General features: G+C 60.8%; 29 protein-coding genes and 1 other RNA gene. 17 read left to right on the forward strand and 13 right to left on the reverse strand.

Annotation, left to right across the window (positions count from 1 at the left end; genetic code table 11):
* Positions 1-89 precede the first annotated feature (89 nt).
* Positions 90-398, reverse strand: coding sequence for a TM2 domain-containing protein (locus VE26_RS09150; protein ID WP_046104651.1), 309 nt, complete (start codon positions 396-398; stop codon positions 90-92).
* 136 nt (positions 399-534) lie between these two features.
* On the opposite strand from VE26_RS09150, the gene VE26_RS09155 reads away from it, so the two are divergent.
* Complete coding sequence (locus VE26_RS09155; RefSeq protein WP_046104652.1) at positions 535-735, forward strand: hypothetical protein; 201 nt, start codon at positions 535-537, stop codon at positions 733-735.
* A 16-nt stretch (positions 736-751) separates the two neighbouring features.
* Here VE26_RS09155 and VE26_RS09160 read toward each other — a convergent pair whose 3' ends face one another.
* On the reverse strand, positions 752-1,636 hold the full coding sequence (locus VE26_RS09160; RefSeq protein WP_046104653.1) for an alpha/beta hydrolase family protein: 885 nt from the start codon (positions 1,634-1,636) through the stop codon (positions 752-754).
* Between the two features lie 153 nt (positions 1,637-1,789).
* On the opposite strand from VE26_RS09160, the gene VE26_RS09165 reads away from it, so the two are divergent.
* Both VE26_RS09165 and VE26_RS09170 read left to right on the forward strand, forming a co-directional pair.
* Entirely contained in the window at positions 1,790-2,923 is a 1,134-nt protein-coding gene (locus VE26_RS09165; protein ID WP_244465648.1) for an NADH:flavin oxidoreductase/NADH oxidase, read from the forward strand.
* Between the two features lie 162 nt (positions 2,924-3,085).
* The gene (locus VE26_RS09170; protein WP_052715783.1) at positions 3,086-3,523 is read left to right on the forward strand and encodes a hypothetical protein; all 438 of its coding nucleotides are present in this window, start codon (positions 3,086-3,088) and stop codon (positions 3,521-3,523) included.
* A gap of 36 nt (positions 3,524-3,559) precedes the next feature.
* On the opposite strand, the gene VE26_RS09175 is transcribed toward VE26_RS09170, so the two are convergent.
* The 5 genes from VE26_RS09175 to VE26_RS09195 form a co-directional block, all read right to left on the reverse strand.
* Complete coding sequence (locus tag VE26_RS09175) at positions 3,560-5,482, reverse strand: potassium transporter Kup (RefSeq protein WP_046104655.1); 1,923 nt, start codon at positions 5,480-5,482, stop codon at positions 3,560-3,562.
* 161 nt (positions 5,483-5,643) lie between these two features.
* A complete protein-coding gene (locus VE26_RS09180) occupies positions 5,644-6,228 on the reverse strand; it encodes an NADPH-dependent FMN reductase (RefSeq protein WP_046104656.1) in 585 nt (194 codons plus the stop codon).
* Positions 6,229-6,463: 235 nt separating this feature from the next.
* A complete protein-coding gene (locus VE26_RS09185; RefSeq protein WP_046104657.1) occupies positions 6,464-7,207 on the reverse strand; it encodes a pyridoxine 5'-phosphate synthase in 744 nt (247 codons plus the stop codon).
* Positions 7,208-7,297: 90 nt separating this feature from the next.
* A complete protein-coding gene (gene ilvN, locus VE26_RS09190; RefSeq protein ID WP_046105204.1) occupies positions 7,298-7,852 on the reverse strand; it encodes an acetolactate synthase small subunit in 555 nt (184 codons plus the stop codon).
* A gap of 22 nt (positions 7,853-7,874) precedes the next feature.
* Positions 7,875-9,644, reverse strand: coding sequence for an acetolactate synthase 3 large subunit (locus VE26_RS09195; RefSeq protein ID WP_046104658.1), 1,770 nt, complete (start codon positions 9,642-9,644; stop codon positions 7,875-7,877).
* Between the two features lie 373 nt (positions 9,645-10,017).
* Between VE26_RS09195 and VE26_RS09200 the strand changes: the two genes are divergently transcribed.
* Positions 10,018-11,514, forward strand: a complete 1,497-nt coding sequence (locus tag VE26_RS09200; protein ID WP_046104659.1) for an inorganic phosphate transporter — start codon at positions 10,018-10,020, stop codon at positions 11,512-11,514.
* On the opposite strand, the gene VE26_RS09205 is transcribed toward VE26_RS09200, so the two are convergent.
* The 4 genes from VE26_RS09205 to VE26_RS09220 form a co-directional block, all read right to left on the reverse strand.
* Positions 11,507-11,971: an NUDIX hydrolase gene (locus VE26_RS09205; protein WP_046104660.1), complete on the reverse strand. Its 465-nt coding sequence runs from the start codon at positions 11,969-11,971 to the stop codon at positions 11,507-11,509. The genes VE26_RS09200 and VE26_RS09205 overlap by 8 nt on opposite strands.
* Positions 11,972-12,100: 129 nt before the next feature.
* Positions 12,101-12,316 carry a cold-shock protein gene (locus VE26_RS09210; RefSeq protein ID WP_046104661.1) on the reverse strand — a complete coding sequence of 72 codons (216 nt, stop codon included), beginning with the start codon at positions 12,314-12,316 and terminating at the stop codon, positions 12,101-12,103.
* A 285-nt stretch (positions 12,317-12,601) separates the two neighbouring features.
* Entirely contained in the window at positions 12,602-12,877 is a 276-nt protein-coding gene (locus tag VE26_RS09215; protein ID WP_046104662.1) for a glycine zipper domain-containing protein, read from the reverse strand.
* 67 nt (positions 12,878-12,944) lie between these two features.
* Complete coding sequence (locus VE26_RS09220; protein ID WP_244465649.1) at positions 12,945-13,313, reverse strand: DUF423 domain-containing protein; 369 nt, start codon at positions 13,311-13,313, stop codon at positions 12,945-12,947.
* 82 nt (positions 13,314-13,395) lie between these two features.
* Between VE26_RS09220 and VE26_RS09225 the strand changes: the two genes are divergently transcribed.
* Entirely contained in the window at positions 13,396-14,814 is a 1,419-nt protein-coding gene (locus VE26_RS09225; RefSeq protein WP_084620176.1) for an MATE family efflux transporter, read from the forward strand.
* Here VE26_RS09225 and miaA read toward each other — a convergent pair.
* The gene (gene miaA, locus VE26_RS09230; RefSeq protein ID WP_046104664.1) at positions 14,811-15,704 is read right to left on the reverse strand and encodes a tRNA (adenosine(37)-N6)-dimethylallyltransferase MiaA; all 894 of its coding nucleotides are present in this window, start codon (positions 15,702-15,704) and stop codon (positions 14,811-14,813) included. The genes VE26_RS09225 and miaA overlap by 4 nt on opposite strands.
* Before the next feature lie 24 nt (positions 15,705-15,728).
* On the opposite strand from miaA, the gene serB reads away from it, so the two are divergent.
* Entirely contained in the window at positions 15,729-16,604 is an 876-nt protein-coding gene (gene serB, locus VE26_RS09235; RefSeq protein WP_200897235.1) for a phosphoserine phosphatase SerB, read from the forward strand.
* Positions 16,605-16,676: 72 nt separating this feature from the next.
* Complete coding sequence (locus VE26_RS17765) at positions 16,677-17,228, forward strand: YkgJ family cysteine cluster protein (protein ID WP_152658776.1); 552 nt, start codon at positions 16,677-16,679, stop codon at positions 17,226-17,228.
* Here VE26_RS17765 and VE26_RS09245 read toward each other — a convergent pair.
* Complete coding sequence (locus tag VE26_RS09245) at positions 17,225-17,464, reverse strand: YdeI/OmpD-associated family protein (protein ID WP_046105206.1); 240 nt, start codon at positions 17,462-17,464, stop codon at positions 17,225-17,227. The genes VE26_RS17765 and VE26_RS09245 overlap by 4 nt on opposite strands.
* Positions 17,465-17,610: 146 nt before the next feature.
* Between VE26_RS09245 and VE26_RS09250 the strand changes: the two genes are divergently transcribed.
* The 10 genes from VE26_RS09250 (at position 17,611) to VE26_RS09290 (ending at position 24,439) form a co-directional block, all read left to right on the forward strand.
* Positions 17,611-18,405 (forward strand): thymidylate synthase, encoded by a 795-nt coding sequence (locus tag VE26_RS09250; protein WP_046104667.1) that lies wholly within the window; start codon positions 17,611-17,613, stop codon positions 18,403-18,405.
* Positions 18,402-18,722, forward strand: coding sequence for a nucleoside triphosphate pyrophosphohydrolase family protein (locus VE26_RS09255; RefSeq protein WP_046104668.1), 321 nt, complete (start codon positions 18,402-18,404; stop codon positions 18,720-18,722). The genes VE26_RS09250 and VE26_RS09255 overlap by 4 nt, the downstream gene beginning before the upstream one ends.
* A gap of 64 nt (positions 18,723-18,786) precedes the next feature.
* On the forward strand, positions 18,787-19,794 hold the full coding sequence (locus tag VE26_RS09260) for a DUF4424 domain-containing protein (protein ID WP_046104669.1): 1,008 nt from the start codon (positions 18,787-18,789) through the stop codon (positions 19,792-19,794).
* 140 nt (positions 19,795-19,934) lie between these two features.
* Entirely contained in the window at positions 19,935-20,390 is a 456-nt protein-coding gene (locus tag VE26_RS09265) for a GNAT family N-acetyltransferase (protein WP_046104670.1), read from the forward strand.
* Entirely contained in the window at positions 20,387-20,911 is a 525-nt protein-coding gene (locus VE26_RS09270; RefSeq protein ID WP_046104671.1) for a dihydrofolate reductase, read from the forward strand. The genes VE26_RS09265 and VE26_RS09270 overlap by 4 nt, the downstream gene beginning before the upstream one ends.
* 63 nt (positions 20,912-20,974) lie before the next feature.
* The gene (gene hflK / locus VE26_RS09275) at positions 20,975-22,078 is read left to right on the forward strand and encodes an FtsH protease activity modulator HflK (protein WP_046104672.1); all 1,104 of its coding nucleotides are present in this window, start codon (positions 20,975-20,977) and stop codon (positions 22,076-22,078) included.
* 2 nt (positions 22,079-22,080) lie between these two features.
* Positions 22,081-23,199: a protease modulator HflC gene (hflC, locus tag VE26_RS09280; RefSeq protein ID WP_046104673.1), complete on the forward strand. Its 1,119-nt coding sequence runs from the start codon at positions 22,081-22,083 to the stop codon at positions 23,197-23,199.
* 65 nt (positions 23,200-23,264) lie between these two features.
* Positions 23,265-23,619, forward strand: a transfer-messenger RNA (tmRNA) gene (gene ssrA, locus VE26_RS17435).
* Between the two features lie 110 nt (positions 23,620-23,729).
* Positions 23,730-24,212 (forward strand): SspB family protein, encoded by a 483-nt coding sequence (locus VE26_RS09285; RefSeq protein WP_046105207.1) that lies wholly within the window; start codon positions 23,730-23,732, stop codon positions 24,210-24,212.
* Positions 24,213-24,226: 14 nt separating this feature from the next.
* Positions 24,227-24,439: a ribbon-helix-helix domain-containing protein gene (locus VE26_RS09290; RefSeq protein WP_046104674.1), complete on the forward strand. Its 213-nt coding sequence runs from the start codon at positions 24,227-24,229 to the stop codon at positions 24,437-24,439.
* The last annotated feature ends 6 nt before the right edge of the window (positions 24,440-24,445 follow it).

Genomic DNA, 24,445 nt, shown 5'->3' on the forward strand with positions numbered 1-24,445 from the left:
ACGCACCGCAGGGTGCACTGATCCCGAAGGTGCACTTTTTCCAGCATGACCACCGGGGTCGTCCCGGTGGTCCTACAGTCGTGACGCGCTTAACGCCGGTAGCCCAGCACCCGGTCGGCGATCCGCTGGTTGCGGCCGGCTGCGATGCCGGGGATCAACAGCGCGTCGATCAGCCACCAGAGGCCGACGATGAACCACAAAAAGCCTAGGAACCCGAAGCTCACGAAGGTGAGGATCAGCGTGATGCTGGACAGCATCAGCATGAACATCCCGCTCAGCGGCCTGCCAAGATAAAACCGGTGCGCCCCCACATATCCCAGGAACGCCCAGAGCACGTAGGCCACCACAAGGGATTTCTTTTCGATGTCATATTGGGCATAGGCGCGATCAGCGGTCATCTCGTCTCCTTTTTCTGCGTCCTATTTGGTGCGCGGGCGCATCCTCTGCAAGGTGGGGGCCCTTTAGCAATGCAACAGACTTGCCAAAGTTTCGCGCTGGCCCTACGAGCGCGTCCCTGCCGAAAGGAAGCACACCATGCCCAATGATCCACAGACGCTGATCGGTCTCGCAATCGGCGCGGTCATCGTCCTATGGCTGGTTTTTTCGGTGCTGAAGAAATTGTTCGGCCTGGCTCTGGTCGCCGGCATCGTCGCCGCCATCGCCTTTTTGTGGTTCAACCCGCAAGTCGCCCAGGAATTGTGGGCCCAGACCCAGACGATGATCGGCATGCGCTGATCGGCGCTGCCCATCACTAGCTCAGCCAGCGCCCGAAAAAGGCGAGCACGGCCTCCCGCATCCTTGGCGTTTCCTGATGCCCCACCCCGGCTTCGCTGAGGACGTCCAGCCGATCCTCCGCCCCTCGATAGGCGGGACGAAGCTCCGTCAGCGCCCGCTCGACCGCAGGCATGGGGCTCAGGGCATCCTCTTCGCCCACGCAGATCAGTTGCGGCCGTGGCGCTACCAGCCCGGCAATGGTACCGCCGTCGGCTTCGCGCAACAGGCCGGGCACGGTGAGATAGATGCCGTGCCCGTCATGCGCGCCCAGCGCGATCATGGTGCGGAAATCGGCAAAGCAGCAAAGATGCGCCACCGCCGCGATCCGCTCGTCCAGCGCCGCCAGCCAATAGCTGAGCACACAACCCATCGACAGGCCAAACGCCCCGATCCTTGTGGCATCCACGTCCGGCCGCCCCGCGAGATAGGTCAGGGCTGCCGCGTGGTCCGACAGCATGGCACCGAACAAGGACTTGCCCTGCCACAGCAGCGCCTTGGCCACCGCGCTTTCCGTCGCCGTAGCCCGCTCGCCGAACACCGGCATGTCGATGCAGAGCGTCACATACCCTGCCCGGGCAAAAACCGGCCCGAGCGGGTCGAGCAGATAGTCCCGCCCGTCCAGCAGTTCACTGGCGCCGATGGCATAGCCGCCGCCATGCGAATGCCCGTAAAGAATGGCAGGCATCGGTCCGGAAGGCTCCGCCGGGCGGGTCAGGATACCGCGAACATCGTCCTCCCCGATCCGCAGGCGCAAATGCTCGATGACATAATCGCCGGCAGTTTCCTCGCGGCTCGAGATCAGGGCAACGGTCCGGTCCTCGAACGCCAGCAATTGGCGGAAACGGCTTCGGGAAATGCTCACAAGCGACTCCGGGTCAACGACAATTGCCCCAGACTAGCCTCTTCCATACAAGCACGACAGTGATCTTTGCGTTTCATCGGCACTTGCCGATGAAACGCAAATACCCCATGTAGAGGCTCTTGATTATCCGCTGTCTCCGCCAAGGAATTGCACGTGTCCACATCGTCCAAGCTCATGTCCCCCGTTACCCTGCGGGGCCTTACTCTGCGCAACCGCACGGTCGTTGCCCCAATGTGCCAATATTCGGCCATCGATGGTTTCGTGAACGACTGGCACATGGTGCATCTTGGCCGCTTCGGCATTGGCGGTTTCGGTCTCGTCATCCTCGAAGCCACCGGCGTCCTCCCCGAAGCGCGCATTTCCTTCGCGGATCTGGGTCTGTGGAAGGACGAGCACATCGCTCCGCTCGCCCGCATCGTCGATTTCCTCCACAGCCAGGGCGCTGCCGCCGGCATCCAGCTGGCCCATGCCGGCCGCAAGGCCTCGACGCCCGTCTCCTGGCTCACCGCCGACGATCTGGCCACCGAGGAACAACAGCAGAAGCTCGGCTACGAGCATTGGCAGCCCGTCGCCCCCAGCGCCGTCTCCCATGATCCTGCCAATGCCGACTACCAGGTGCCCACTGCCCTCGACAAGGACGGTATTCGCCGGGTGATCGATGGCTTCGTCGCTGCGGCGCAGCGCGCGGAAAAGGCCGGCTTCGACACCGTTGAGATCCACGCCGCTCACGGCTACCTGCTGAACCAGTTCCTCTCGCCGCTGGCCAACCAGCGCACCGATGAATATGGCGGCAGCCGCGAGAACCGCATGCGTCTCGTGCTCGAGATTGCCGAAGCCGTTCGCGCTGTCTGGCCCGCCGACAAGCCGCTGCTCGCCCGTCTCTCGGTCAGCGACAATGCCGAAGGCGGCTGGACCGTCGAGGACAGTGTGGTCCTGGCGCGCGAACTCAAGGCCCGTGGCGTTGACGCCATCGATTGCTCCAGCGGCGGTCTCGCCCAGGGGCGCATCAAGTCCGCCCCGAATTATCAGGTGCCTTTTGCCCATGCCGTGCGCGCTGGCGCCGACATTCCCACCATGGCCGTCGGCGTGCTTGGCGATATCCATGGCGCCGAGGCGATCCTGGAAAATGGCGAGGCGGACTTCATCGCCCTGGCGCGCGGCGCCCTGGCCGATCCCAATTGGCCGCTTCACGCCAATACCGCGCTCGGCGGCGACTACACCGCCTGGCCCGTCCAGACCCAGCGCGTCGCCGACTACGATCGCCTGATGGTCGCAGCCAAGGGCTGACGAGAACGGGGGGCGCCGGCCGGGATAAGGGCCCGCCCCCACTTTGATCGCTGCAGGTGAGACCTCCGTTGAACAGAGGCTCCTGCATGCGCGTACCGGCTCACCCTAATTCCGCCCCAGTAGCGGGTTCACCTTCTGCTCGACGCAACGAGGAGACAAGCCATGGATAAAAAGGCTGCAATCATGGCCCTGATGGCCGCCTGGGGCGTGGGCGCCTGCACCGCCCTGCCCGCCATGGCGCAGGACAGCGAAGCGCCCGCCGCCGAGGAAGCCGGCGAGGCCGGCAGCGACAACCCGCTGCTCAACCGTGTCTGGGTCCGCTCCGATGCCGATTCGGGCCTGCCGGGCAGCATGCAGATCTTTTTGGCCGATGGCACGCTGGTCAGCGATTCGTGCTGGGAGACCTATCGCCTCTCCAACTGGCAGCAGGTGTCCGACACCGAAATTTCGTGGGACGAGGACGGTATGACCATCAGCGCCGACATCACCTCGCTGACACCTGACGAGCTGGTTCTGACCATGAAGCTGGTCGGTGGCGACGAGGAAGTGCGCTTTGCTCCCGCCAGTGTGCCCTATCTTTGCCCCGACATGCCCCGCTGACACACTCAACGTGCACAGTCTGCTGACGAATTGGCCTCAGATGACAACCTGAGTGCCAATCTCCACCACGCGGCCGGTCGGGATATGGAAATATTCCGTCGCGTCGCTGGCATTGCGCGCCAGGCGGATGAAAAGCCTGTCCTGCCAGAACCTTAGCAGCCCGCCCTTCTGTCCCACCTTCAGCGAGCGCCGCGACAGGAAGAACGAGGTCGACATGATGTCGAACTTCCAGCCCAGCTTTCGCGCCAGCGCCAAGGCCTTGGGAATATTGGGACTTTCCATGAACCCGAAGGTCACCACCACCCGCGAGAACAGCTCGTTATAGGCATCGATGGTCACCTTCTCATCGTCCGGCACGCGCGGCGAGGTCGAAGTCCGCACCGTCAGGATGACGTTCTGCTCGTGTAACACCTTGTAATGCTTGAGAGAATGCAACAGCGCCGTCGGCGCACCCTCGACGTCGGAGGTCAGGAATATCGCCGTACCCGGCACCACCGTCGGCCGCTTCTTGGCCAGGTTGTTGACCAGAAATTCCAGCGGCACCTCATCCCGTCGCGTCTTGTCGGAAAGCCGCTTTCGCCCGGCCATCCAGCTCCACATCAGCAGCGCGACGGCCAGCGCCACAACTGCCGGAACCCAGCCGCCCTGGAACAGCTTGGCCGCATTGGCGGCAAAAAAACCACCGTCGATAATAAGATAGACCGCGCCGAAGCCGATGACGGCGGCCGGATGCCATTTCCAGTTGCGCCACATGACGACCACGAGCAGGGACAGCGTCACGATCATCACGCCGGACACGGCGATGCCGTAAGCGTTTGAAAGAGCTTCCGAACTCTGGAAAATGAGCACGAGCAGCAGCACCCCGATCATCAGCATGGCATTGATCTGCGGCATATAGATCTGCCCGCTCTGCGTCGCCGATGTGTGCTGCACGATCATGCGCGGCAGCATGTTCATGGCAATGGCCTGCTGCGCGAGGCTATAGGTGCCGGTGATCACTGCCTGGCTGGCAATGATGGTGGCGAGCGTCGCCAGGCCGACGAACGGCAATAGCGCCCAATCCGGCTGCATCTCGAAGAACGGGCTCTGCACATTCTCCACCCCCACCTGGAGCACGAAGGCGCCCTGCCCGAAATAATTCAGCAGCAGGCACGGGAAAACCAGGCCGAACCAGGCGATCACGATCGGCTTGCGCCCGAAATGCCCGAGATCGACATAGAGCGCCTCGGCGCCGGTCACTGCCAGAAACACCGCGCCCATGACGACGAAGGCAATCCCGATATGGGTGGCAAGAAACTGGATACCCAGAAACGGGTTCAGCGCCTGCAAGACCGCAGGATATTCAATGATGTGAACGAGGCCGCTGACACCCAGCGTCAGGAACCACACGGCCGTAACCGGCCCGAAAACCGTGGCCACCTTGGCGGTACCGAACCGCTGAACGGCGAAAAGACCAATGATGATGACGAGCGTGATCGGGACGACCCAGCGGCCCATGCCTGGAGCGACCAGATCGATGCCTTCGACCGCTGAGAGCACGGAAATAGCAGGTGTAATAATGGCATCGCCGAAGAACAAGGCAGCGCCGAGCACGCCGAGGCCGGTAATCCAGGCAGGCGGTTTTGCAAAGGTCTTGCGTGCAAGCGCCATAAGGCTGAGCGTGCCACCCTCGCCATTATTGTCGGCCCGAGTGACGAAGAAAACGTACTTCACGGCGACCGTAAGGGTCAAAGCCCAGACGATGAGCGAGAGAAGCCCCAGAATCTCGATATGAGATGCCGCAGCGCCTGGCCGGACATGCATGGCTTGGCGGAAGGCGTAGATCGGGCTGGTGCCGATATCGCCGTAGACCACGCCGATTGCTCCGATTGTCAGGAGCGGAAGACTGCTTTTTGCGTGGCTGGCCTGGGAGGTCGCTACGTCACCGGCCTTGTGACCGGCATCATCCGTACGCGTCATGAGCTTTTGGGCTCTCACTGTTTCAAGGCGGGCGCCGCTATACACCCGCCGCCCGCCACACACAATGCCTGCTCGAACGATTGGTTCATAAACCAGTCGGGGCCGCCTCTTGCGAAGCGGCCCCGGCCAGGTAAGCGAAGACGTCGAAGTCCTCGAAAGACTTAGGAACGAGCGGCCTTGGTGGCGTTGCCCCACCATACCAGCTGGTCCAGCATGTCCTTGGCGGACGGACCGATCGAACCTTCGATCTCGCTGAAAGGCTTGTTCTGCTGCCCGAGCGGGTGCACGGCGAAAAAGTCGCCGCCACCGATATGAACGGCCGAGCGGGTCGAAACCATCTGCAGTTCGACGCCGATACCGCGCAGGTGCTCGGCGGCGCGAGCAGCGCCGACAGCGCCGTAGCCGACAATGCCGAAGGGCTTGCGGTTCCACTCGTTATAGGCCTGATCGAGGGCGTTCTTAAGCGCGCCAGTGATCGAACGGTTGTACTCGGCAACGACGAAGATGAAGCCGTCGAATTCGCCGATCTTCTTCTGCCAGGCAACTGCATGCTCGTCGCTCGAGGGCATCCAGAGGTTCGACGCGGCCTCATTGAAGAACGGCAGGTCGAAATCGCGTAGGTCGATCAGTTCGGCCTCGATCTCGGGGCGTTCATTGGCCTTATCGAGAATCCACTGAGCCGGCTTTTCGCCGAAGCGCGTATCACGGGTGGACGAAATAACGACGCCGATCTTGAGTTTGGACATCTCTGCCCTCCTTGGTAACAAATCGTAACTGAGGCGATATATGTGCCTGGGCTAAAGAACCTCAAGAGGGCACGCCAGTGTCTGCCGGGAACAAAATGGCACCCCAGGCACACATATGTAAGTATCGGTTGTACTGAGTTTTCTGCTGCATTTAGGGCCGCTCGCTCCGAGCACGGCCCGTCTTAAAACCGATCAGCAAACGCATTGTTCCATATTGGCGAACGAGGTTGCGTGGTTAGCCCGCCAGGACCGAGATATAACGACGCGTCGCCGAGTCAAATCCCATGATCAGTGCGTCGGCCGTAAGGCCATGCCCGATTGACACCTCAGCGACACCGGAAACTGCGGCTTGAAAGGCTGGAAGGTTTTCAAGCGTCAGGTCATGGCCGGCATTGACGCCCAGGCCCAGCGCTCGAGCGGCGACGCTGGTCTGTGAGAGCGCCTCCAGCTGCCTCTGTGCTTCCTGAGGGTCATTAAAGCAAGCACCATAGGGACCGGTGAAGAGCTCGATGCGATCGGCGCCGGTTGCGTGAGCTGCAGCAACGCCATCCTCTCCTGCATCAGGATCGCAGAACAGGGAAATCCGTCGTCCGGGTCGCTTCAGACGCTGGACGACCGATGTGAGAAAATTGCCCTCGCCCAGAAAATCCCAGCCATGATCCGACGTGGCCTGTGCTGGATCGTCGGGTACGAGGGTCACCTGATGCGGACGAACATCCTCGATCAGAGCAAGGAAGTCCTCGCTCGGATAGCCCTCGATGTTGAATTCGGCCCGCGGATATTCAGCATTCAACAGTGCTGAAAGATCGTAGACATCGCTCCGGCGGATGTGTCGTTCGTCGGGACGGGGATGGATGGTAATGCCACTGGCCCCCGCATCCAGCACGACACGCGCAATGTGGGTCACGCTTGGCCAGGGCAGATTGCGCCGATTGCGAAGCTGCGCGACAGCATTGAGATTGACGGAAAGCAGGGTCATGGCAGGACTCGATCTGTTCAGGCCCTGCCATACACCACACTGGACGATCCGCCCAATCGAACCTTTTGATAGGCTCGATCAGTGAGGATGCTACATGCCCTCGGGACCGCGACTGATCGCGGCAAGACCGGTGCGCACCACTTCGACGAGCCCGAGCGGAGCCATTAGTGCAATGAAGCTGTCCACCTTATCGGGCTTGCCCGTCACTTCGAAAACAAAGCTTTCGACGGTCGCGTCGACAATATGGGCGCGGAAGGCATCTGCCAGACGCAGGGTCTCGGCTCGATGTTCGCCCGAACCCTTCACCTTGATCAGCGCCAGTTCGCGCTCGAGGTATGCACCTTCGGCCGTGAGGTCATGCACCCTATGAACGGGTACTAGCCTTTCGAGCTGCGTCTTGATCTGCACCAGCACTTTGGGCGTGGCGACGACGACGACAGTGATGCGACTAAGTCGCTTGTCGTGTTCGGTCTCGCTGACCGTCAGGCTCTCGATATTATAGCCACGCGCCGAGAACAGACCAACGACCCGCGCCAGGATACCGGGCTCATTGTCCACGAGCACGGACAAGGTATGGCGCTCGGCCTGCTGGGTTTCCTGGGTCAGGAAATAGGCGGAACCGGTGGGTTGCAAATGTGCGTTCATGTTCTTTACCTCCACGACCGGCCTAGACCAGCGCGCGTCCCTTCTCGTCGATGATGTCGCCGATATTGGCGGTGTCGGGCAGGATGATCTCGTTATGCGGCTTGCCGGACGGGATCATGGGCAGGCAGTTCTCGTCCTTTTCCACCAGCACGTCGAACAAAACGGGGCCGTCATAATCGATCATGTCGGCGATCGCTGCGTCCAATTCTGCCGGCGTGTCGCATTTGATGCCCTTGGCCCCATAGGCCTCGGCCAGCTTGACGAAATCAGGCAGCGATTCCGAATAGGAATGGGCGTAGCGCGAACCGTGCAACAGGTCCTGCCACTGTCGCACCATGCCCATGCGTTCGTTGTTGAGGATGAAGACCTTGATCGGCAGGCGGTATTGCACGGCAGTGGAAAGCTCCTGCATCGTCATCTGAACCGAGGCCTCTCCTGCGATGTCGATCACCAGTGCGTCAGGATGCGCCACCTGCACACCCACCGCAGCCGGCAGCCCATAGCCCATCGTGCCCAGACCACCCGAGGTCATCCAGCGGTTAGGCTGGTCGAAATGGAAATGCTGGGCCGCCCACATCTGGTGTTGGCCGACTTCAGTGGTGATGTAGACCTCCTTAGCCTGCTTCCTCGTGGCTTCGTAGAGCCGCTGGATGGCCCATTGCGGCTTGATCACCTCGTCCGAATTCTTGAAGCCGAGCGAATTGACCGAACGCCACTTCTCGATCTGCGACCACCAGGGCGCAATCGCCTCGGTGCGCGGCTGATTGGTCTTGCTGCGCCAGATCCGGATCATCTCTTCGAGCACGCGATTGCAATCGCCCACGATCGGCAAGTCGACGCGGATGATCTTGTTGATCGAGCTCGGGTCGATGTCGACATGGATCTTGGTGCTGTGAGGCGAAAAGGCGTCCACCCGCCCGGTAATGCGGTCGTCGAAACGCGCGCCGATATTGATCATCACGTCGCAATCGTGCATCGCCATATTGGCTTCGTAGGTCCCATGCATGCCCAGCATGCCCATCCATTGCGGATTGGACGCCGGGAAGGAACCCAGGCCCATGAGCGTCGACGTCACCGGGAAACCGGTCAGTTCGGCCAGCTCACGCAGGTTTTCGGACGCTTCCGGACCCGCATTGATCACGCCGCCGCCCGTATAGAAGATCGGACGCTCCGCCTTGAGCATGAGGTCAACGGCCGCCTCGATGGCACCGAGGTCACCGTCGACTTGGGGCCGATAGGACTTGTGGCGGAGTGAACCCGGCTCGGGTTTGTAATAGTCGCCGACGGCGAACTGCACGTCCTTGGGAATATCGATGACGACAGGTCCGGGACGACCTGTGGTGGCAATGTGGAAAGCCTCATGCAGCACGCGCGGCAAGTCCGCGACGTTCTTCACGAGGTAATTGTGCTTGGTGCAGGAGCGCGTGATTCCGACGGTATCGCATTCCTGAAAGCCATCGGTGCCGATCAGCGTGGTCGGCACCTGCGCGGTGATGCAGACCAGCGGAATAGAGTCGAGAAGGGCGTCGGTCAGCCCCGTGACGGCATTTGTGGCGCCGGGGCCCGAGGTGACCAGAACCACGCCGGGCTTGCCGGTCGAACGCGCGTATCCCTCGGCCATGTGAGTGGCACCCTGTTCATGGCGAACCAGGATATGCTTGACGAAGTCCTGCTGGAACATGGCGTCATAGATCGGCAATGCAGCGCCGCCCGGATAACCAAAGATGTGCTCGACACCCTGATCGGTCAGCGCCTGGATCACCATTTCAGCGCCGGTCATTTTCTCGGCCATTGTCAGCCCTTCCTGAATACTTGCCCCTCCCGGGGTCAGTTCGTCGTTTTCCGCCCCTCCCCGCGCGGCGGAAAAAAGGCAATAAAAAAGGCCCCGTTCGGGACCTCATGTTCGGCGCACCAGCTATCGCGCGGGGTGTCACCCCACGTTGCCGATGCGCCTGCTTACTACGAGAATGAGTGACCGCACTGGACCGCTCCAAATTTCTAGACGCGGCATTGATAAGTGCATCGAGCGGCAAAAGTCAAGCCAATCACATGTAAGCGCGCTCATATGAAGTGGGGACACTGCCATTGCTGCCCATTTAAGGGATTGCAGCACCGCACAAGGATGTTAAAGCCGCAACCATCGCAATTTATGACAGTTCGATGACATGAGCAAAAGCGCGCTGGACAAGGACTTGCAGCGGGTTTCCGGTCTGGAGACCGCGACCCATGACCTCAGCCGTTCGCTGGCCGCACCAGGCATAGCGCTCGTCTTTCTGCTGGTCGTGGCGGTCTGGGCCAGTTTCGCGGTCGGCCAAGGCCCCTCCACTTACATAGTTGTCATCGGCGCTGCTATTGCAGGCTATATGGCGCTGAATGTCGGCGCCAACGACGTCGCCAACAATATGGGGCCTGCTGTCGGCTCGCGCGCACTCACCATGGTCGGCGCGCTGGTGATCGCCGCAATTTTCGAAGCGGCCGGGGCACTCCTGGCGGGTGGCGACGTAGTCAACACCGTGGCACGGGACCTGCTGCTCACGCCGGAAATCGAGACGACGACCTTTATCCTGGTCATGATGGCTGCGTTGCTGGCCTCGGCGCTCTGGGTCAATCTCGCGACTTTCATCGGCGCCCCGGTATCCACCACCCATGCGGTGGTCGGCGGCGTCGTGGGCTCGGGTATCGCCTCGGCTGGCTTCGCCATCGTCAATTGGAGCGTGATCGGCACTATCGCGGCAAGCTGGGTCATCTCGCCGGTTCTCGGCGGAATCTTTGCAGCTGCCTTCCTCCTCATCATCCAGACGACCATCACCAATCGCCTCGACAAGATTTCCGCAGCACGGATCTGGGTCCCCATTTTTGTCGCCGCCATGACCGGCATTTTTGCCATGTATCTGGCCACGAAGGGCTTAAGCCGCATCTGGAGACCGGACTTCCTGACCACATTGGGGTTGGGTATCGTTTTTGCCGCGCTTGGGTGGCTCCTGGCCATGCCTTGGGTGCGCAAGCAATCGCGAAACATGGAGAACCGCAAGAAGCATGTCGCAACGCTTTTCCGTCTACCCCTGATCGTAGCGGCAGCGCTCTTATCTTTCGCGCACGGCGCTAACGACGTTGCCAATGCCATTGGGCCTTTCGCCGCCATCGTCACCGCGGTCCAGACCGGCCAGGGCGAGGTCGCCGGCATCGTGCTGCCGCTTTGGGTGCTCGCAATTGGCGCAGTCGGCATTTCCCTGGGCTTGGCACTTTTCGGCCCGCGCCTGATCCGCACGGTTGGCGAGCAGATCACCAAGCTCAACGAAATCCGTGCCTATTGCGCTGCACTCTCGGCTGCGATCACCGTGCTCGTCGCATCGGCTCTGGGCATGCCCGTCTCCTCCACGCATATTGCCGTGGGCGCCGTCTTTGGCGTCGGCTTCCTGCGTGAATACATATCCCGCCGGGATGCTCATGGCAGCTCGGTGCCGGTCAATGCGCGCTTTGTGGATTCGAGCCAGTTGAACGGCACGCCTGAAGAAGCTCTGGCCAATGCCAGGCAGGTCGAAGGGCGCCTGCTGGTGCGGCGCCAACATGTCTACAGCATCTTTGCGGCCTGGGTCGTGACCGTGCCGGCGGCGGCTCTGCTCTCGAGCCTGCTCTACCTGATCCTTGATCTGATTATTTAGCCGCCTCGAAATGGCGCGCATGCAATTGCGCAGCCAGCCGTCCGAGAGAGCGATCCGCCAGGAGACGCTTGGCTTCCGACAACGTCACCCAATGGCGAAGCCGCTGGTTGTCTTCCCGCCAATGTTCATGCTGTTGCGTGACGAGCAATGGGTAGAGATCGACATCCACAAGCGTGACCCCATCATTGCCGATGCTGGCCCGGTAGCTGCCGACGGGCGTCTGTTCGATAGCGCCGGAAACGCCAGCCTCCTCGAGGGCCTCGTTTGCGGCGCTGTCCCATGGCGTAAGACCAGGCTCGATGGCGCCCTTGGGAAAGATCCATTTTCCGCTACGGCGAGAGGTTACGAGCAGAAAAGCCATACGCCCATCGACCAGGGCATAGGGCAAGGCCCCAGCCTGTCGCAGCGCCGAGGGTGTCTCGACCTTCGGACTCCAATTCTTGAGAAATTCACGCATCGCCTGGCCTCTAATCTTCCATCCCCGGCCCTGTGGCATGGCTTGCCTGCAGGAGTCTAGGTTACAACGAGAAAGGGCCCCGAAGGGGCCCATTCAAATTGATGCGCTTCGGATGGAAATCCGCCGCTCTTAGCTCAGCAGGGTGAGGTCCGTGGCCGAAACCTTGCCATCACGGCCGGTCTGCAGCTCGAAGCTGACCTTGTCGCCCTCGTAAAGGCCCTGCAGGCCCGAACGCTGGACAGCCGAAATGTGCACGAATGCGTCCTTCTCGCCATTGTCGGGCGAGATGAAGCCGTAGCCCTTGGTGGTGTTGAAGAATTTCACGGTCCCAGTGATGGCGGCCATGGTAGAAAACCTCTTGGTCTGTTGTGCCGCAACATGCGGCGGAAGGGTTTATCCGGCTGAACCGGACTTACGATTCACGAGATCAGGAGGTAGCCTAGTTTCCGGCAAGCCGGCCGTTCAGGTAGCGCAAGACAAGTGGCACGTAAGAACATTATCTCTCGCTGTTTGGATTTTTTCAAGATCGATCATTCCACACAGAAGAGCACCCGGCTGGAAGCTCCAACCGGGTGTCTGGCGCCTGGAGGCGCTTACGCCGCAGGGGGCGCTACGGCATAGGGAACCGACTTAGCCACGCGGGCAGACGTCGATATATTCGCGGCCATTGCGATCACGGTAGACGCACTGGTTGGTGGCGCGGTTATGGACGCGCAGGTAGTCGCCGACTGCTGCGCCGGCAACGGCGCCAACGCCAGCACCGACTGCGGTGCCGACAAGGCTACCACCGGTGGCAGCGGCACCAACCACACCGCCGCCGATAGCGCCGACAGTGGCGCCCTGCTGGGTGGTCGTACAGGCCGCAAGCGAAAGTGCGGTGGCGGCGATGATCAGGATCTTATGCATGGAATTCCTCCGACGAGATGCTCGGTCGAAAGAATGCAGATGCTCGTGCAAAGGTTCCTGACGCATTTTAATCTTTCTTGAACTTATTTGTTTTGGCTCCAGCCAGCCCTGCCACGGCGATGCCGACCCAGGCGAGGATCATGGCGGCTCCACCAATAGGCGCAGCCGCTGGGAACAACCCCTGGCCCAGCCTCTCGCGGGCCACAAGGTCAGCTGCAAAGAGCAATGTTCCGATGGCCAGAACGCTGCCCGCATATCTCAATGCCTTCGAGTGCCCCGCCAATCCCAAGGCGAGGAGTGCGGGGCCATGCGAGAGGCAGATCGCAGCCAGTGCCAGCATGTTACGCGAGTCCGTCGCATGGGAGGCACTGGCGGCTGCGGCCACGCCCAAGGCCCCAACAATTCCGGCTGCTGCCAGGAGAAAGCGGTGATGCACGGTCCAATCTCCCTGCGCCGGAACGCCTTTCCCCGCCATGGGGATTAGACTAGAGCATGCACTGCGAGTGTGAGAAACGACAATGAGTGACAAAGTCGCGGCGATCGATACCGGGGAAGCCTTGCCGCCCAAGATGGGTGGATGGGGAGCAGAACTCAGTGCCACCTTTGCGCTGGCCTGGCCCTTGGTCATCGCACAGGTGGCGCAGAATGCCTTGCAGGCTACAGACGTTCTGATGATGGGCTGGCTCGGCCCGCAGGCCCTAGCTGCGGGCACACTTGCCAATAGCTTCATCATGCCGCTTTTTCTGTTCGGCGTCGGCGTGGTGGGCGCCGTTGCGCCGCTCACCGCACAGGCTCGTGGCGCTCGCGACATCAAGGCCATTCGCCGCGTCGTACGGCAAGGCTTCTGGGCAGCCTTTGTCCTGGCACTGTTGCTTGCACCAGTCATTCTCCAGATCAAGACGGTGTATAGCTGGCTCGGCCAGGACCCGATCCTGGCGGCCCGCGCCGAGGAATACATTCAGATCGCGGTGCTGATGCTATTCCCCGCCATGGGCGTCATCGTACTGCGATCCCTGCTCTCGACCTTCGACGCCACCCGCATCATCCTGCTGATCACCGTCGGCGGAGTGATGCTGAACGCAGGCGCCAATTACCTTCTGATGTTCGGCCATTTCGGGCTGCCGCGCCTGGAATTGCGCGGCGCGGCCATTGGCACGGTCATCACCAACCTGTTCATGCTCGCGGCCATGCTCACCTATGTTCTGCGGCATCGTCGGTTCAAGCGGTTCAACATTCTTATCCGGTTCTGGAAGCCGGATTGGCCGCGCTTCAGCGAAATCTTTAAAATCGGTACGCCTATCGGCCTCACCGTTCTGGCCGAAGTTAGTCTCTTTGCCGCTGCGGCAATTCTCATGGGACGCCTCGGGACCGACGAACTCGCAGCGCACGCCGTCGCCTTGCAATGTGCTTCGCTGGCGTTCATGGTCCCCTTGGGGCTCGGTGTGGCCGCCACCGTGCGGGTCGGCATCGCCTATGGGCGCAGGGACGCCGAAGGCATTCGCAAGGCCGGTTGGATGAGCTTCGCCCTGGGCACCTGCTTCATGGCCGTCTCGGCGATGTGCTTTATTCTTTTCGGCCCCGCGATCGTTTCCGTCTTCCTCGATCCGAGCGTGCCAGAAAATGCCAATGCCCTGCTTCTGGCCGCGTCCTTCCTGGCCATCGCCGGCCTGTTTCAACTTGTCGACGGCGCTCAGGTCGTGGCAGCGCATGCGCTGCGGGGGCTCAGCGACACCAAGATCCCGATGCTTATGGCCATCTTCGGCTATTGGTGCGTGGGGCTGCCCATAGCGTATCTGATGGGCTTCGTATTGGAGCTGCGCGGCGTGGGCATCTGGCTCGGTCTGGCGGCAGGCCTGGCATTCGTGGCCGTTCTTCTGGTCGCCCGATTTGCCATGCGCGAACGCCTGGGACTGCTGCGACCGCTTGAGATCGTCTAGAGCGGCCTGGCTTCCATCTCCAGGCGCGGCCAATCTGCCATTCGGTTGCGAAACCAGGTCCGCTGCCGCTTGGCATATTGGTGCGTAGCGATAATTGCGCGGTCTATGGCTTCGGCGCGCGTCATGCGGCCCGCCTGCCAGGCCGATATTTCTGGCACGCCGATGGCCTTCATCGCCGGCAGAGAGGGATCGAGCCCCTGTGCCATGAGCGCTTCGACTTCTTCGACAGCCCCACTTTCGAACATGGCTTCAAAACGTTTGGCGATCCGGGCACGAAGCACCTCACGCTCGAGCCAGACAATGGTCTTCTCGATATGCCAGTCATCCAGCAGCCCAGGCTGCTGATCCTGCTGAAAATGGGATATTGGCTGCCCGGTGGCGCGCTTGACGGCCAAAGCGCGGACGACCCTTTGGGGGTCGGCGACCTTGAGGCGTCGGGCCGTATCTGGATCCTCCGCCAGCAACTTCGCCATACGGCCTGCCTCATCCAAGGCATCGATCTCTTGCTGAACCACGAGCACGACAGACGCCGGCACATCGGGCACGTCCGCGAATCCGCTTGTCAGGGCATCGAAGTAAAGTCCTGTTCCACCGACGAAAATGACCTCACGCTCCGGATCAACTTGAGCAATCAGCGCAGTCACTGCGCGCACCCATTGCCCCGTCGAAAATCGTTGCCCTGCCGGTACAGCGCCATAAAGGGCATGTTCGGCCATACCCTCCTCCTCCACGCTGGGACGGGCGGTGACAACGCGAAGTGTGTCATAGACCTGCATGGAATCGGCGTTGACGATCACGCCCCCCGACTGCCGGGCTCTGGCCAGAGCCAGGGCCGACTTGCCGCTGGCAGTGGGACCCGCTATCAGCACAGCGCGTCTCTGGTCGCTCACCGCACGTCTCCGAAAGTTTCAGCCATCATGCCGGTTCTGTCCCTGATCGCCAATCCTGCAGACCCCGAACTGAGCCCCGCGCTTGTTGCCGCCGTGGTCGCAAAAACGGGCGGCGAACTCAACTGGCTAAACCATGGCGTTGCCTGCGACATCATCGAGCCAGAGGCTTCCGACGCACTGGAAATCGCGCGCGATAGTCTTCTGGGCAGGGCCGTGGATGCCAATGTCGTGCCGACCGAGGGGCGCCGCAAGCTGCTTTTGGTGGCCGACATGGACTCCACCATGATCGAGCAGGAATGCATAGACGAACTTGCCGCAGCCCTCGACCTCAAGCCGCAAGTCGCCGAAATCACCGATCGCGCCATGCGTGGTGAGCTCGATTTCGGCCAGGCGCTGGATACGCGCGTCGCGCTGCTGCGCGGATTGGAGCGCAGCGTGATCGAGGAAGTTCGTCGCGAGACGATAACCCTGACGCCTGGGGGCCGCGCCCTGGTGCATACGATGAAAGCATATGGCGCCTATACGTCGCTGGTGTCCGGCGGCTTCACCTTGTTTGCCGACTATTTCGCCAGGCGCATCGGCTTTGACGAAGCCATCGCCAACGTTCTCGAATTTGACGGGGATCGACTCAGCGGCACAGTGTCCAAACCGATTGTCGACAAGAACACCAAGCGCGAGCGCCTGCTGGCTCTCGCCAGCGAACGCGGCCTCTCCCTCGACCAGTCCATGGCGGTGGGAGACGGGGCGAATGATCTCGACATGATCAGCGTCGCCGGCTTCGGTGTCGCCCTCCATGCCAAGCCTGCCGTGGCGGACGCTGCTGGCCTGCGGATCGATCACGGCGACCTGACAGCTCTTCTCTACCTGCAGGGCTATGCGGAGGATGAGTTCGTCCGGTAGGCCTGACGCTGGACATCATCGGAGTTTTCCGCCTAGCTTTTTCCCAGCGGAGACACCGCAGGAGGCGCATCAGTGTCGATGACTATTCTGGAGGGACGAAGCTGCGGCACATGCACTGCCTGTTGTTCCTTCGCGCCAATCCGCGTCGAAACCCTTAAAAAGCCTGCCAATACGCTCTGCGCGCACTGTGCAGCGGACAAGGGCTGCACGGTCTACGATGTGCGGCCGCAGGTGTGCCGGGGCTTTTACTGCGGTTGGTTCTTTCTCCCCGAGCTCGGGCCGGAATGGCATCCCGAGCGCAGTGGTGTCGTGATCCGCTCGGAGTCTTTCAACAACGACACCATCACTATCCTGGTGCTGCGATTTTCCGAATTCCTCGTCTCGGAGGAATTTGCAGGCCTAGTCGGTGCATGGGTCCAAGCAGGCATCTCGGTGGAATTCGAGCGGGTCGGACCAGAGGGCCACCTCCCCGCCAAGATGCGTATGAACGAATTGCTCGAGGAAGCCGTGGCTGCGCGCGACCTGCGCGAAATGCAGAAAATGTTCGCCTGGTCCCTTGCCCACATCGACCAATCCCACACCTGGGAACGTGACGAGACCGAATTCTACAGCGCCCTGGCCTAGCCGTTCCATCTCATCCGCATGTAGACGCCCCCGGTCTTCAGTTCGTCCAGCATCTGGGCGAGCCGCTTCCGCTTTGTCTCATCGCGCTGCGCCTTGTTGATCCAGAGCAGGTAATCGTTTCGCTGATAAGGCGGCCGCGCGTCGTAACGGGCACGCAGACCATTTGTCTCCAGTGCCAGACGCACGAAGTCCGGCATATCCTCGCGAGGTCTCAACGGACGAAGTCTCGGGCTCATCGCACTATCCTTTTCTTTCAGGATGAGCCTTGAGACACACACATCCTGACAGGAACAAATGCGGTATTCTATTGCCGCATCTGTCAACGGTGAAGAACTCGCCCTGCACGCGCTTCGCTCGGGCCGAATCGCGCTAGATTTCGCTCATGCAGCCCTATCTTCAACTTCTCTCCGACATTCTCGAACACGGCACAGACAAGGCTGATCGGACCGGCACCGGGACGCGCAGCCTGTTCGGCTACCAGATGCGCTTCGACCTCGCGAAGGGTTTCCCTTTGCTGACGACCAAGAAGCTGCACCTGAAGTCCATCATTTATGAACTGCTCTGGTTCATCCGCGGCAAGACAAATGTGCGTTGGCTGCAGGAGCATGGCGTCAAGATCTGGGATGAGTGGGCCGACCAGAATGGTGACCTTGGCCCGGTCTATGGCAGCCAATGGCGGTCATGGCCTGCTCCCGATGGCCGTCAGATCGACCAGATCGCCAATGTCATTCATTCCATAAAGACCAAGCCGGACAGCCGCCGTCACATCGTTTCCGCCTGGAACCCCGCAGAAGTCGACGAGATGGCACTACCGCCTTGCCATTGCCTCTTCCAGTTCTATGTCGCCAACGGCAAGCTGAGTTGCCAGCTCTACCAGCGCTCCGCCGACACCTTCCTCGGTGTCCCCTTCAACATCGCTTCCTACGCGCTCCTCACCCACATGGTAGCCCAGGTATGCGATCTGGACGTCGGCGATTTCGTCCACTCCTTTGGCGACGTGCATCTCTACTCCAACCATTTCGAACAGGCCCGACTGCAACTGACCAGGGAGCCACGTCCCTTGCCGCGCTTGATCATGAACACGGAACGCAGGAACCTGGAGGATTTCGTCTTCGAAGATTTCGCCTTCGACGGCTACGATCCCCATCCTCATATCAAGGCCGCCGTCGCCGTATGAGCCGCTCGCTTGCAGAGCTCACCGATTTGCTTTCGGAAGTGTCCGACATTTATGCATCGCGTAACGTCATCGCTCGGGACGATGACTGGTATCTGCTCAAGGTGCAGGAAGAACTGGGCGAGCTGGTTGCTGAATATCTTAAGACGACATCCCGTGCACGCCTCAAAGGAGCGGATATGCCGACCATCCGGACTGCCATGCAAGACGAGGCAGCGGACGTTCTGGCCATGCTGCTGCTGTTTGCCCGCCACAACGACATCGATCTCGAGACGGCGCTGGAGCGCAAGTGGTTTCAATACCTTGGCAGCACTCCGTAAAGGTTTGCACTGTCCAATTCGGACTGTCGTGATACACCAAGGCAGCACATCCGGGAGGTTCGGGATGAGAAACGCTATACTTGCCGCAATCGTGTTTTCCGCGTCACCAGCTTTCGCCAATGACACGGCCGCGGTCCTGACCACCGGCGGGCTGGAGTTTATCAGCCACGGCGAAATCGCCATGGAAAGCGAAGACCTTTACATCTCGCGTGATGAAATCCGCGTCACGTATGTCTTCCGCAATGACAGCGATCAGGATCAGTCGCTTCTCGTCGCCTTTCCAATGCCTGACATAACACCGAGCCATTTCACTCCGGATGCCTTTCCGACAGGCCCCCTGGACAATCTGTTTGAGTTCGAGACGACCTTTAATGGAGAGCCGGTCGAGGCAGTGCTGCACGAATATGCATATGCCGCCGGTGTCGACCGCACGGATCTGATCCGGCAACTCGGCCTGCCCATCGTGTCCATAAGCGATGAAGCAATTGCAGCCGTAGATGCACTGGACGAAGAAACCACCGCGAAACTGCTCCATCTGGGCCTCGCCATTCCGGACATCTACGATGTCGGCGAGGGCATGGAGACGCATCACTGGCCCAACTGGACCTATCGCGCCACCTATACGTGGGAAGCCACCTTCCCCGCCGGCGAACGGGTCACCGTCGAACATCGCTACAAGCCCAGCGTCGGCGGCACCACCGGCGTCAGCTTCCTGTCCGAACCCTATGAGAATTACGACCCGGCTGCCGACTACGCGCGCAAATACTGCACCGACGAGGCATTTCTGGCGGCTGTCAGAAAAACGCTGAAGAATCCTGACGAGGTCTGGTCGGCCCCATTTTTCGAGAGCTGGATTTCCTACATTCTCAGCACGGGTGGCAATTGGGCCGGTGGCGGCATCGAAAAGTTTCGCCTCGTCGTGGATAAGGGCGACGAGCGAAACCTCGTCTCCTTCTGCGGCAATAATGTCAGAAAAATCGGGCCCACCACATTTGAAATGGTCGAGGAGAATTTCTGGCCCGAACGCGAGCTGGAAATCCTGATCCTGGAACGACATGACATGGATTATTGAGGCATCCTGCGATCATGTGTTTGCGCAGGGCCAGGCCCAACAAAGCGCAAGCCCCGGAATGAAACAGACGTCCCCGCTCTTGCGGGGATAACCTGGTGGACGTCGTGACAGCGAACAAAGACCTAACCATCCGCCCGGCCATGGCCGGCGACGCCGACCTGATCGTCGAATTCATCAAGGCGTTGGCTGCGTATGAGAAGCTGGCGCATGAGGCAAAGGCCAGTGCTGCGGACATCACGCGCGATCTGTTTGGCTCGGATCCGAAAGTGTTCTGTGAAATCGCCGAATGGGATGGCAGGCCGGGAGGGTTTGCGCTCTGGTTCTACACCTATTCGACCTTTCAAGGCCGCCACGGTATCTGGCTTGAAGACCTCTATGTCGACCCCGCCATGCGCGGCAAAGGCATTGGAAAGGCACTCCTGGTGAACCTGGCGCAGCGCTGCATACGCGAAGACCTTGGCCGCTTCGAGTGGTGGGTTCTCGACTGGAACGAACCGAGCATCGAATTCTACAAAAGCCAGGGCGGGGTCATGCAGGACGAATGGACCAAGGTCAGGGTCGAGGGTGAAGCGCTGGCACGCTTGAGCCAGTCATGACGATCAAGATCAGCCTGATTGCTGCCGTAGCACGGAATAACGTAATCGGTGCGCATCAAACCATTCCTTGGCGGATCCCGTCTGATTTCGCCTGGTTCAGGCAAACGACCATGGGCAAACCCATAATCATGGGCCGAAAGCAATTCGAAACGTTTTCCAAGCCTTTGCCGGGGCGCCCCCACATTGTCGTCACACGGCAGCACGATTATGCGCCGGCGGATGTCATCATCCATCACAACCTTGAGGAGGCGCTTGCAGCTGGCCACAGGCTGGCGGAGGCCAGTCACCAGAGCGAGATCATGGTGATAGGCGGCGGCGACATATACGCGCAGGCGCTGCCATTGGCGGATCGCCTTTATATTTCTCGCGTGGACCTCGAGCCACCGGGGGATGTCTTTTTTCCCGCGATAGACCCGGAAACTTGGGCGATTGTCGACCGACCGGATGTACCGCGCTCGGAAAAGGATGAGGCGGCCTACTCAATCGAGGTCTATGAGCGCTATCACGGTAGCGCGCATTGATCGTGCACGCGCCTTGCTTATATATGGCATCACAGTTTTCTCTTAGACACCGAAAGGAATGCGATGCCTTGGGAGAATAATGGAGGCGGAGGCGGCCGCAATAACGGCGGCCCCTGGGGTCAGGCCCCAGGCGGTGGCGGAGGTGGCGGCGGCCCACGTCGTCCCGGTGGGAACAACACTCCCAATCTCGAAGACATTCTGAACAGGGGCCGGGATCAGTTCAAGGGCGGCGTGCCCGGTGGACGCTGGGCCATCGTGGGCGGCGTGCTTGCGCTGCTCGCATTCTGGGGCGTCAATTCCATCTACACCATCAATCCGCAGGAAGTGGGTGTCGAGCTGCGCTTCGGCAAGCCCAAGCCGGAACTGTCCGGCCCGGGCCTGCACTTCATGTTGTGGCCGGTCGACACCGTCGAGCGCGTGGTCACCACCGTCAATCAGATCCAGATCGGCGTGGCCAATGCCAGTGGCACCCGCGCGGGCGCCAGCGACGGGCTGATGCTTTCGGGCGACCAGAACATCGTCAATGTTCAGTTCTCCGTGTTCTGGTTCATCAGCGACCCGACCGAGTACATCTTCAATGTCCGCGATCAGGACAGCCTCGTCCGCTACGCTGCCGAAAGCGCCATGCGCGAAGTCGTCGGTCGGCGTCCGGCTCAAGAGGTCTATTCCGACGACCGTGCCGGTATCCAGGCTGATGTGCTGCGGATCACGCAGAACACTCTGACCAATTACGGCCTCGGCGTCACTGTCAGCCAGATCCTGATCGAGAACGCGAGCCCACCGGCAGAGGTCATCGACGCGTTTAACGAAGTTCAGCGCGCCCGCCAGGACGAAACCCGCCTTCAGGAAGAAGCCCGATCCTACGCCAATACCCTGCTGGGTAATGCGCGCGGTGAAGCGGCGGCTGCCCGCGAAGATGCCGCTGCCTACACCAACCGCGTGGTGCAGGAAGCCACCGGTGAGGCGGAACGCTTCAATTCTATCTACGCCGAGTATGTGAATTCGCCGGACGTCACGCGTCAGCGCCTTTTCCTCGAAACCATGGAAGAAGTGCTCGGCGGATCGGAAAAGGTCCTCATCGAGAACGGCCAGAATGGTCAGGGCGTCGTGCCCTACCTGCCGCTCCCTGAACTGCGCTCGCGCGCTAACAGCACGACGGGGAACTGACCATGACAAACCGTCTCTTCATTATTGGCGCCGTCATTGTCGGCGCGCTCTACGTCCTCTTCTCCTCGATCTATATCGTCGACGAACGCGAACAGGCCATCGTCATGCGGTTCGGCCAGATCACCGATATCCGCACCGAGCCGGGCCTTTACTTCAAGATCCCGACCGATATCGTGGATAGCGTGCAGATCGTCGACGACCGGCTGTTGCGCTATGACATCGCCAATATGCGCGTTCAGGTGTCGGGCAACGCCTTCTATCAGGTCGATGCCTTCCTGACCTATCGCATCGCCGATGCCCGCCTGTTCCGCGAACGCGCCACCGGCCAGCTTTCCGTGGCCGAAGCGCGTATCGGGGCCAGTCTTGATGCCGCCCTGCGCCAGGTCTATGGTCTGCGCGAGTTCACTGATGCTCTTTCGGATGAACGCACGCAGATGATGCAGGAAACCCGCGACCTAATCCGTCCGGACCTTGCCGAACTGGGTCTCGACATTGTCGACGTGCGCATCCTGCGCACCGATCTTGATGCCGATGTTTCCGCCACCACGTTCGAACGCATGCGTGCCGAACGTCTGGCAGAAGCCGCCCTGCTCCGCGCCCGCGGTCAGGAACAGGCCCAGAGCCTGCGCGCTATTGCCGATCGTCAGGCCGTGGAAATTGTCGCCGCAGCCACCCGCGATGCCGAAATCATCCGCGGTCAGGGCGACGCCGAACGAAACCGCATCTTTGCGGCCGCCTATGGCCAGGATCCGGAATTCTTCGAGTTCTACCGTTCTATGGAAGCCTATCGCATAGCTCTGGCCAATTCCGGCACCACCATGGTGCTCTCCCCGGACAGCGCCTTCTTCCGTTACTTCGGTTCGGATGGGCAATTGCCTGCGGCCAGCACCACCTTCGGCACGCCCCTGCCGCCGGCTTCGAGCGTCGAGGTTCCGGCCACGACCGACACTCCTGCCCTCGACGGCTTGGGCATCGAGGAAACCGTCGCTCCGAGCATTACGCTCGAAGATGGCTCGGAATTGTCCCCGACCATCGGCACGGAGGCTCCTGCCCCCGTCGAGCCGACCGCCCCGGCAACGCCTGCCCCGGCTACTCAACCGGCACCTGCGCCGGCTCAATAGGCTCGGTAGCAGTCGACGACACAGTCCGGCGTGGTCATCCACGCCGGACTTTTTCTTTGTCCCGGGCATTTGCATCCCACCTGCGCCTCCCCTATATAAGGGGTGCTCGCAAGGGCTATGGCAATAAACGGTCATTGTAATAAACCCATCGGACCCGGGGGCAGTACCCGGCGTCTCCACCATCTTCCCTACCGGGGAAGCCAATGGGGACGAAACAGGATCGACGAGGGCGTAAAGAGTGTGCTTTTGCTCGGTGAGGTACCACCGTTATCGGTCCGAAACTTATAGTTGCTAATGACAACAATAAGGCTCCGGTCGCTCTCGCCGCGTAAGCGGTGCTAGCACTGGGAATTAAAGTCCTCCGCTCCTAGCCGGGCGGCAGGCGGGGTTCGCAGGCACCTGGCAACAGAAGCCTGCACTTCATCCAATCTTGTTCACCTTTGTCGCCTTTGTCCTTGAAATCTCTCGGCACGTAGGGCTGATATGGGCCGTTCGGGATTCTCCCGCACCGAAAAGGAGTGAAGGGCATTATGGCCGAAGACCACATGCGATACGACATTCTCGCCCAGGAAGCCCTGCGCGGCGTCGTGCGCAAGGTTCTGGCAGAGGTCTCGCGCACCGGTCTGCCGGGTGAGCACCACTTCTTCATCTCGTTTGCCACCCGCGCTCCGGGCGTACGGCTGTCGGAAGAATTGCTCAAGCAGTACGACAAGGAAATGACCATCGTGCTGCAGAACCAATATTGGGACCTCAAGGTCACCGAAAGTACATTCGAAGTGGGCCTGAGCTTCAACGGTCAGCCCGAGCTTCTGGTCGTGCCTTTCTCGGCAATCAAGGGCTTCTTCGATCCCTCCGTGCAGTTCGGCCTGCAGTTCGATCCTGCCACCGCGACGCGTGACGAGGAAGGCGCTGAAGCTGCCGCCGATGCTGCGACAGAAGAAGAAGCCGAGTCCGGGGACGAGACCAAGGGTGAAAAAGTCGTCAGCCTGGATGCGTTCCGCAAGAAACCCTAGGCGCTGAGGGAGGCATGGAAAAGCGCTCCTTCTCCATTGCCGGGCACAGGACATCCATCGCCTTGGAGCCCGATTTCTGGCTTGGACTCGAAGCCATGGCTGGAGCACGTGAGTTGAGCCTTGCGGGGCTTGTGCGTGAAATCGACGAAACTCGTCGCACCACCAATCTCTCGTCCGCCGTTCGACTGGCCGTACTGGCCTGGTACCGCGATCGCCCCCAACCTTGAGCGGCG

This window comes from Devosia chinhatensis, from assembly GCF_000969445.1.
Classification (GTDB): domain Bacteria; phylum Pseudomonadota; class Alphaproteobacteria; order Rhizobiales; family Devosiaceae; genus Devosia; species Devosia chinhatensis.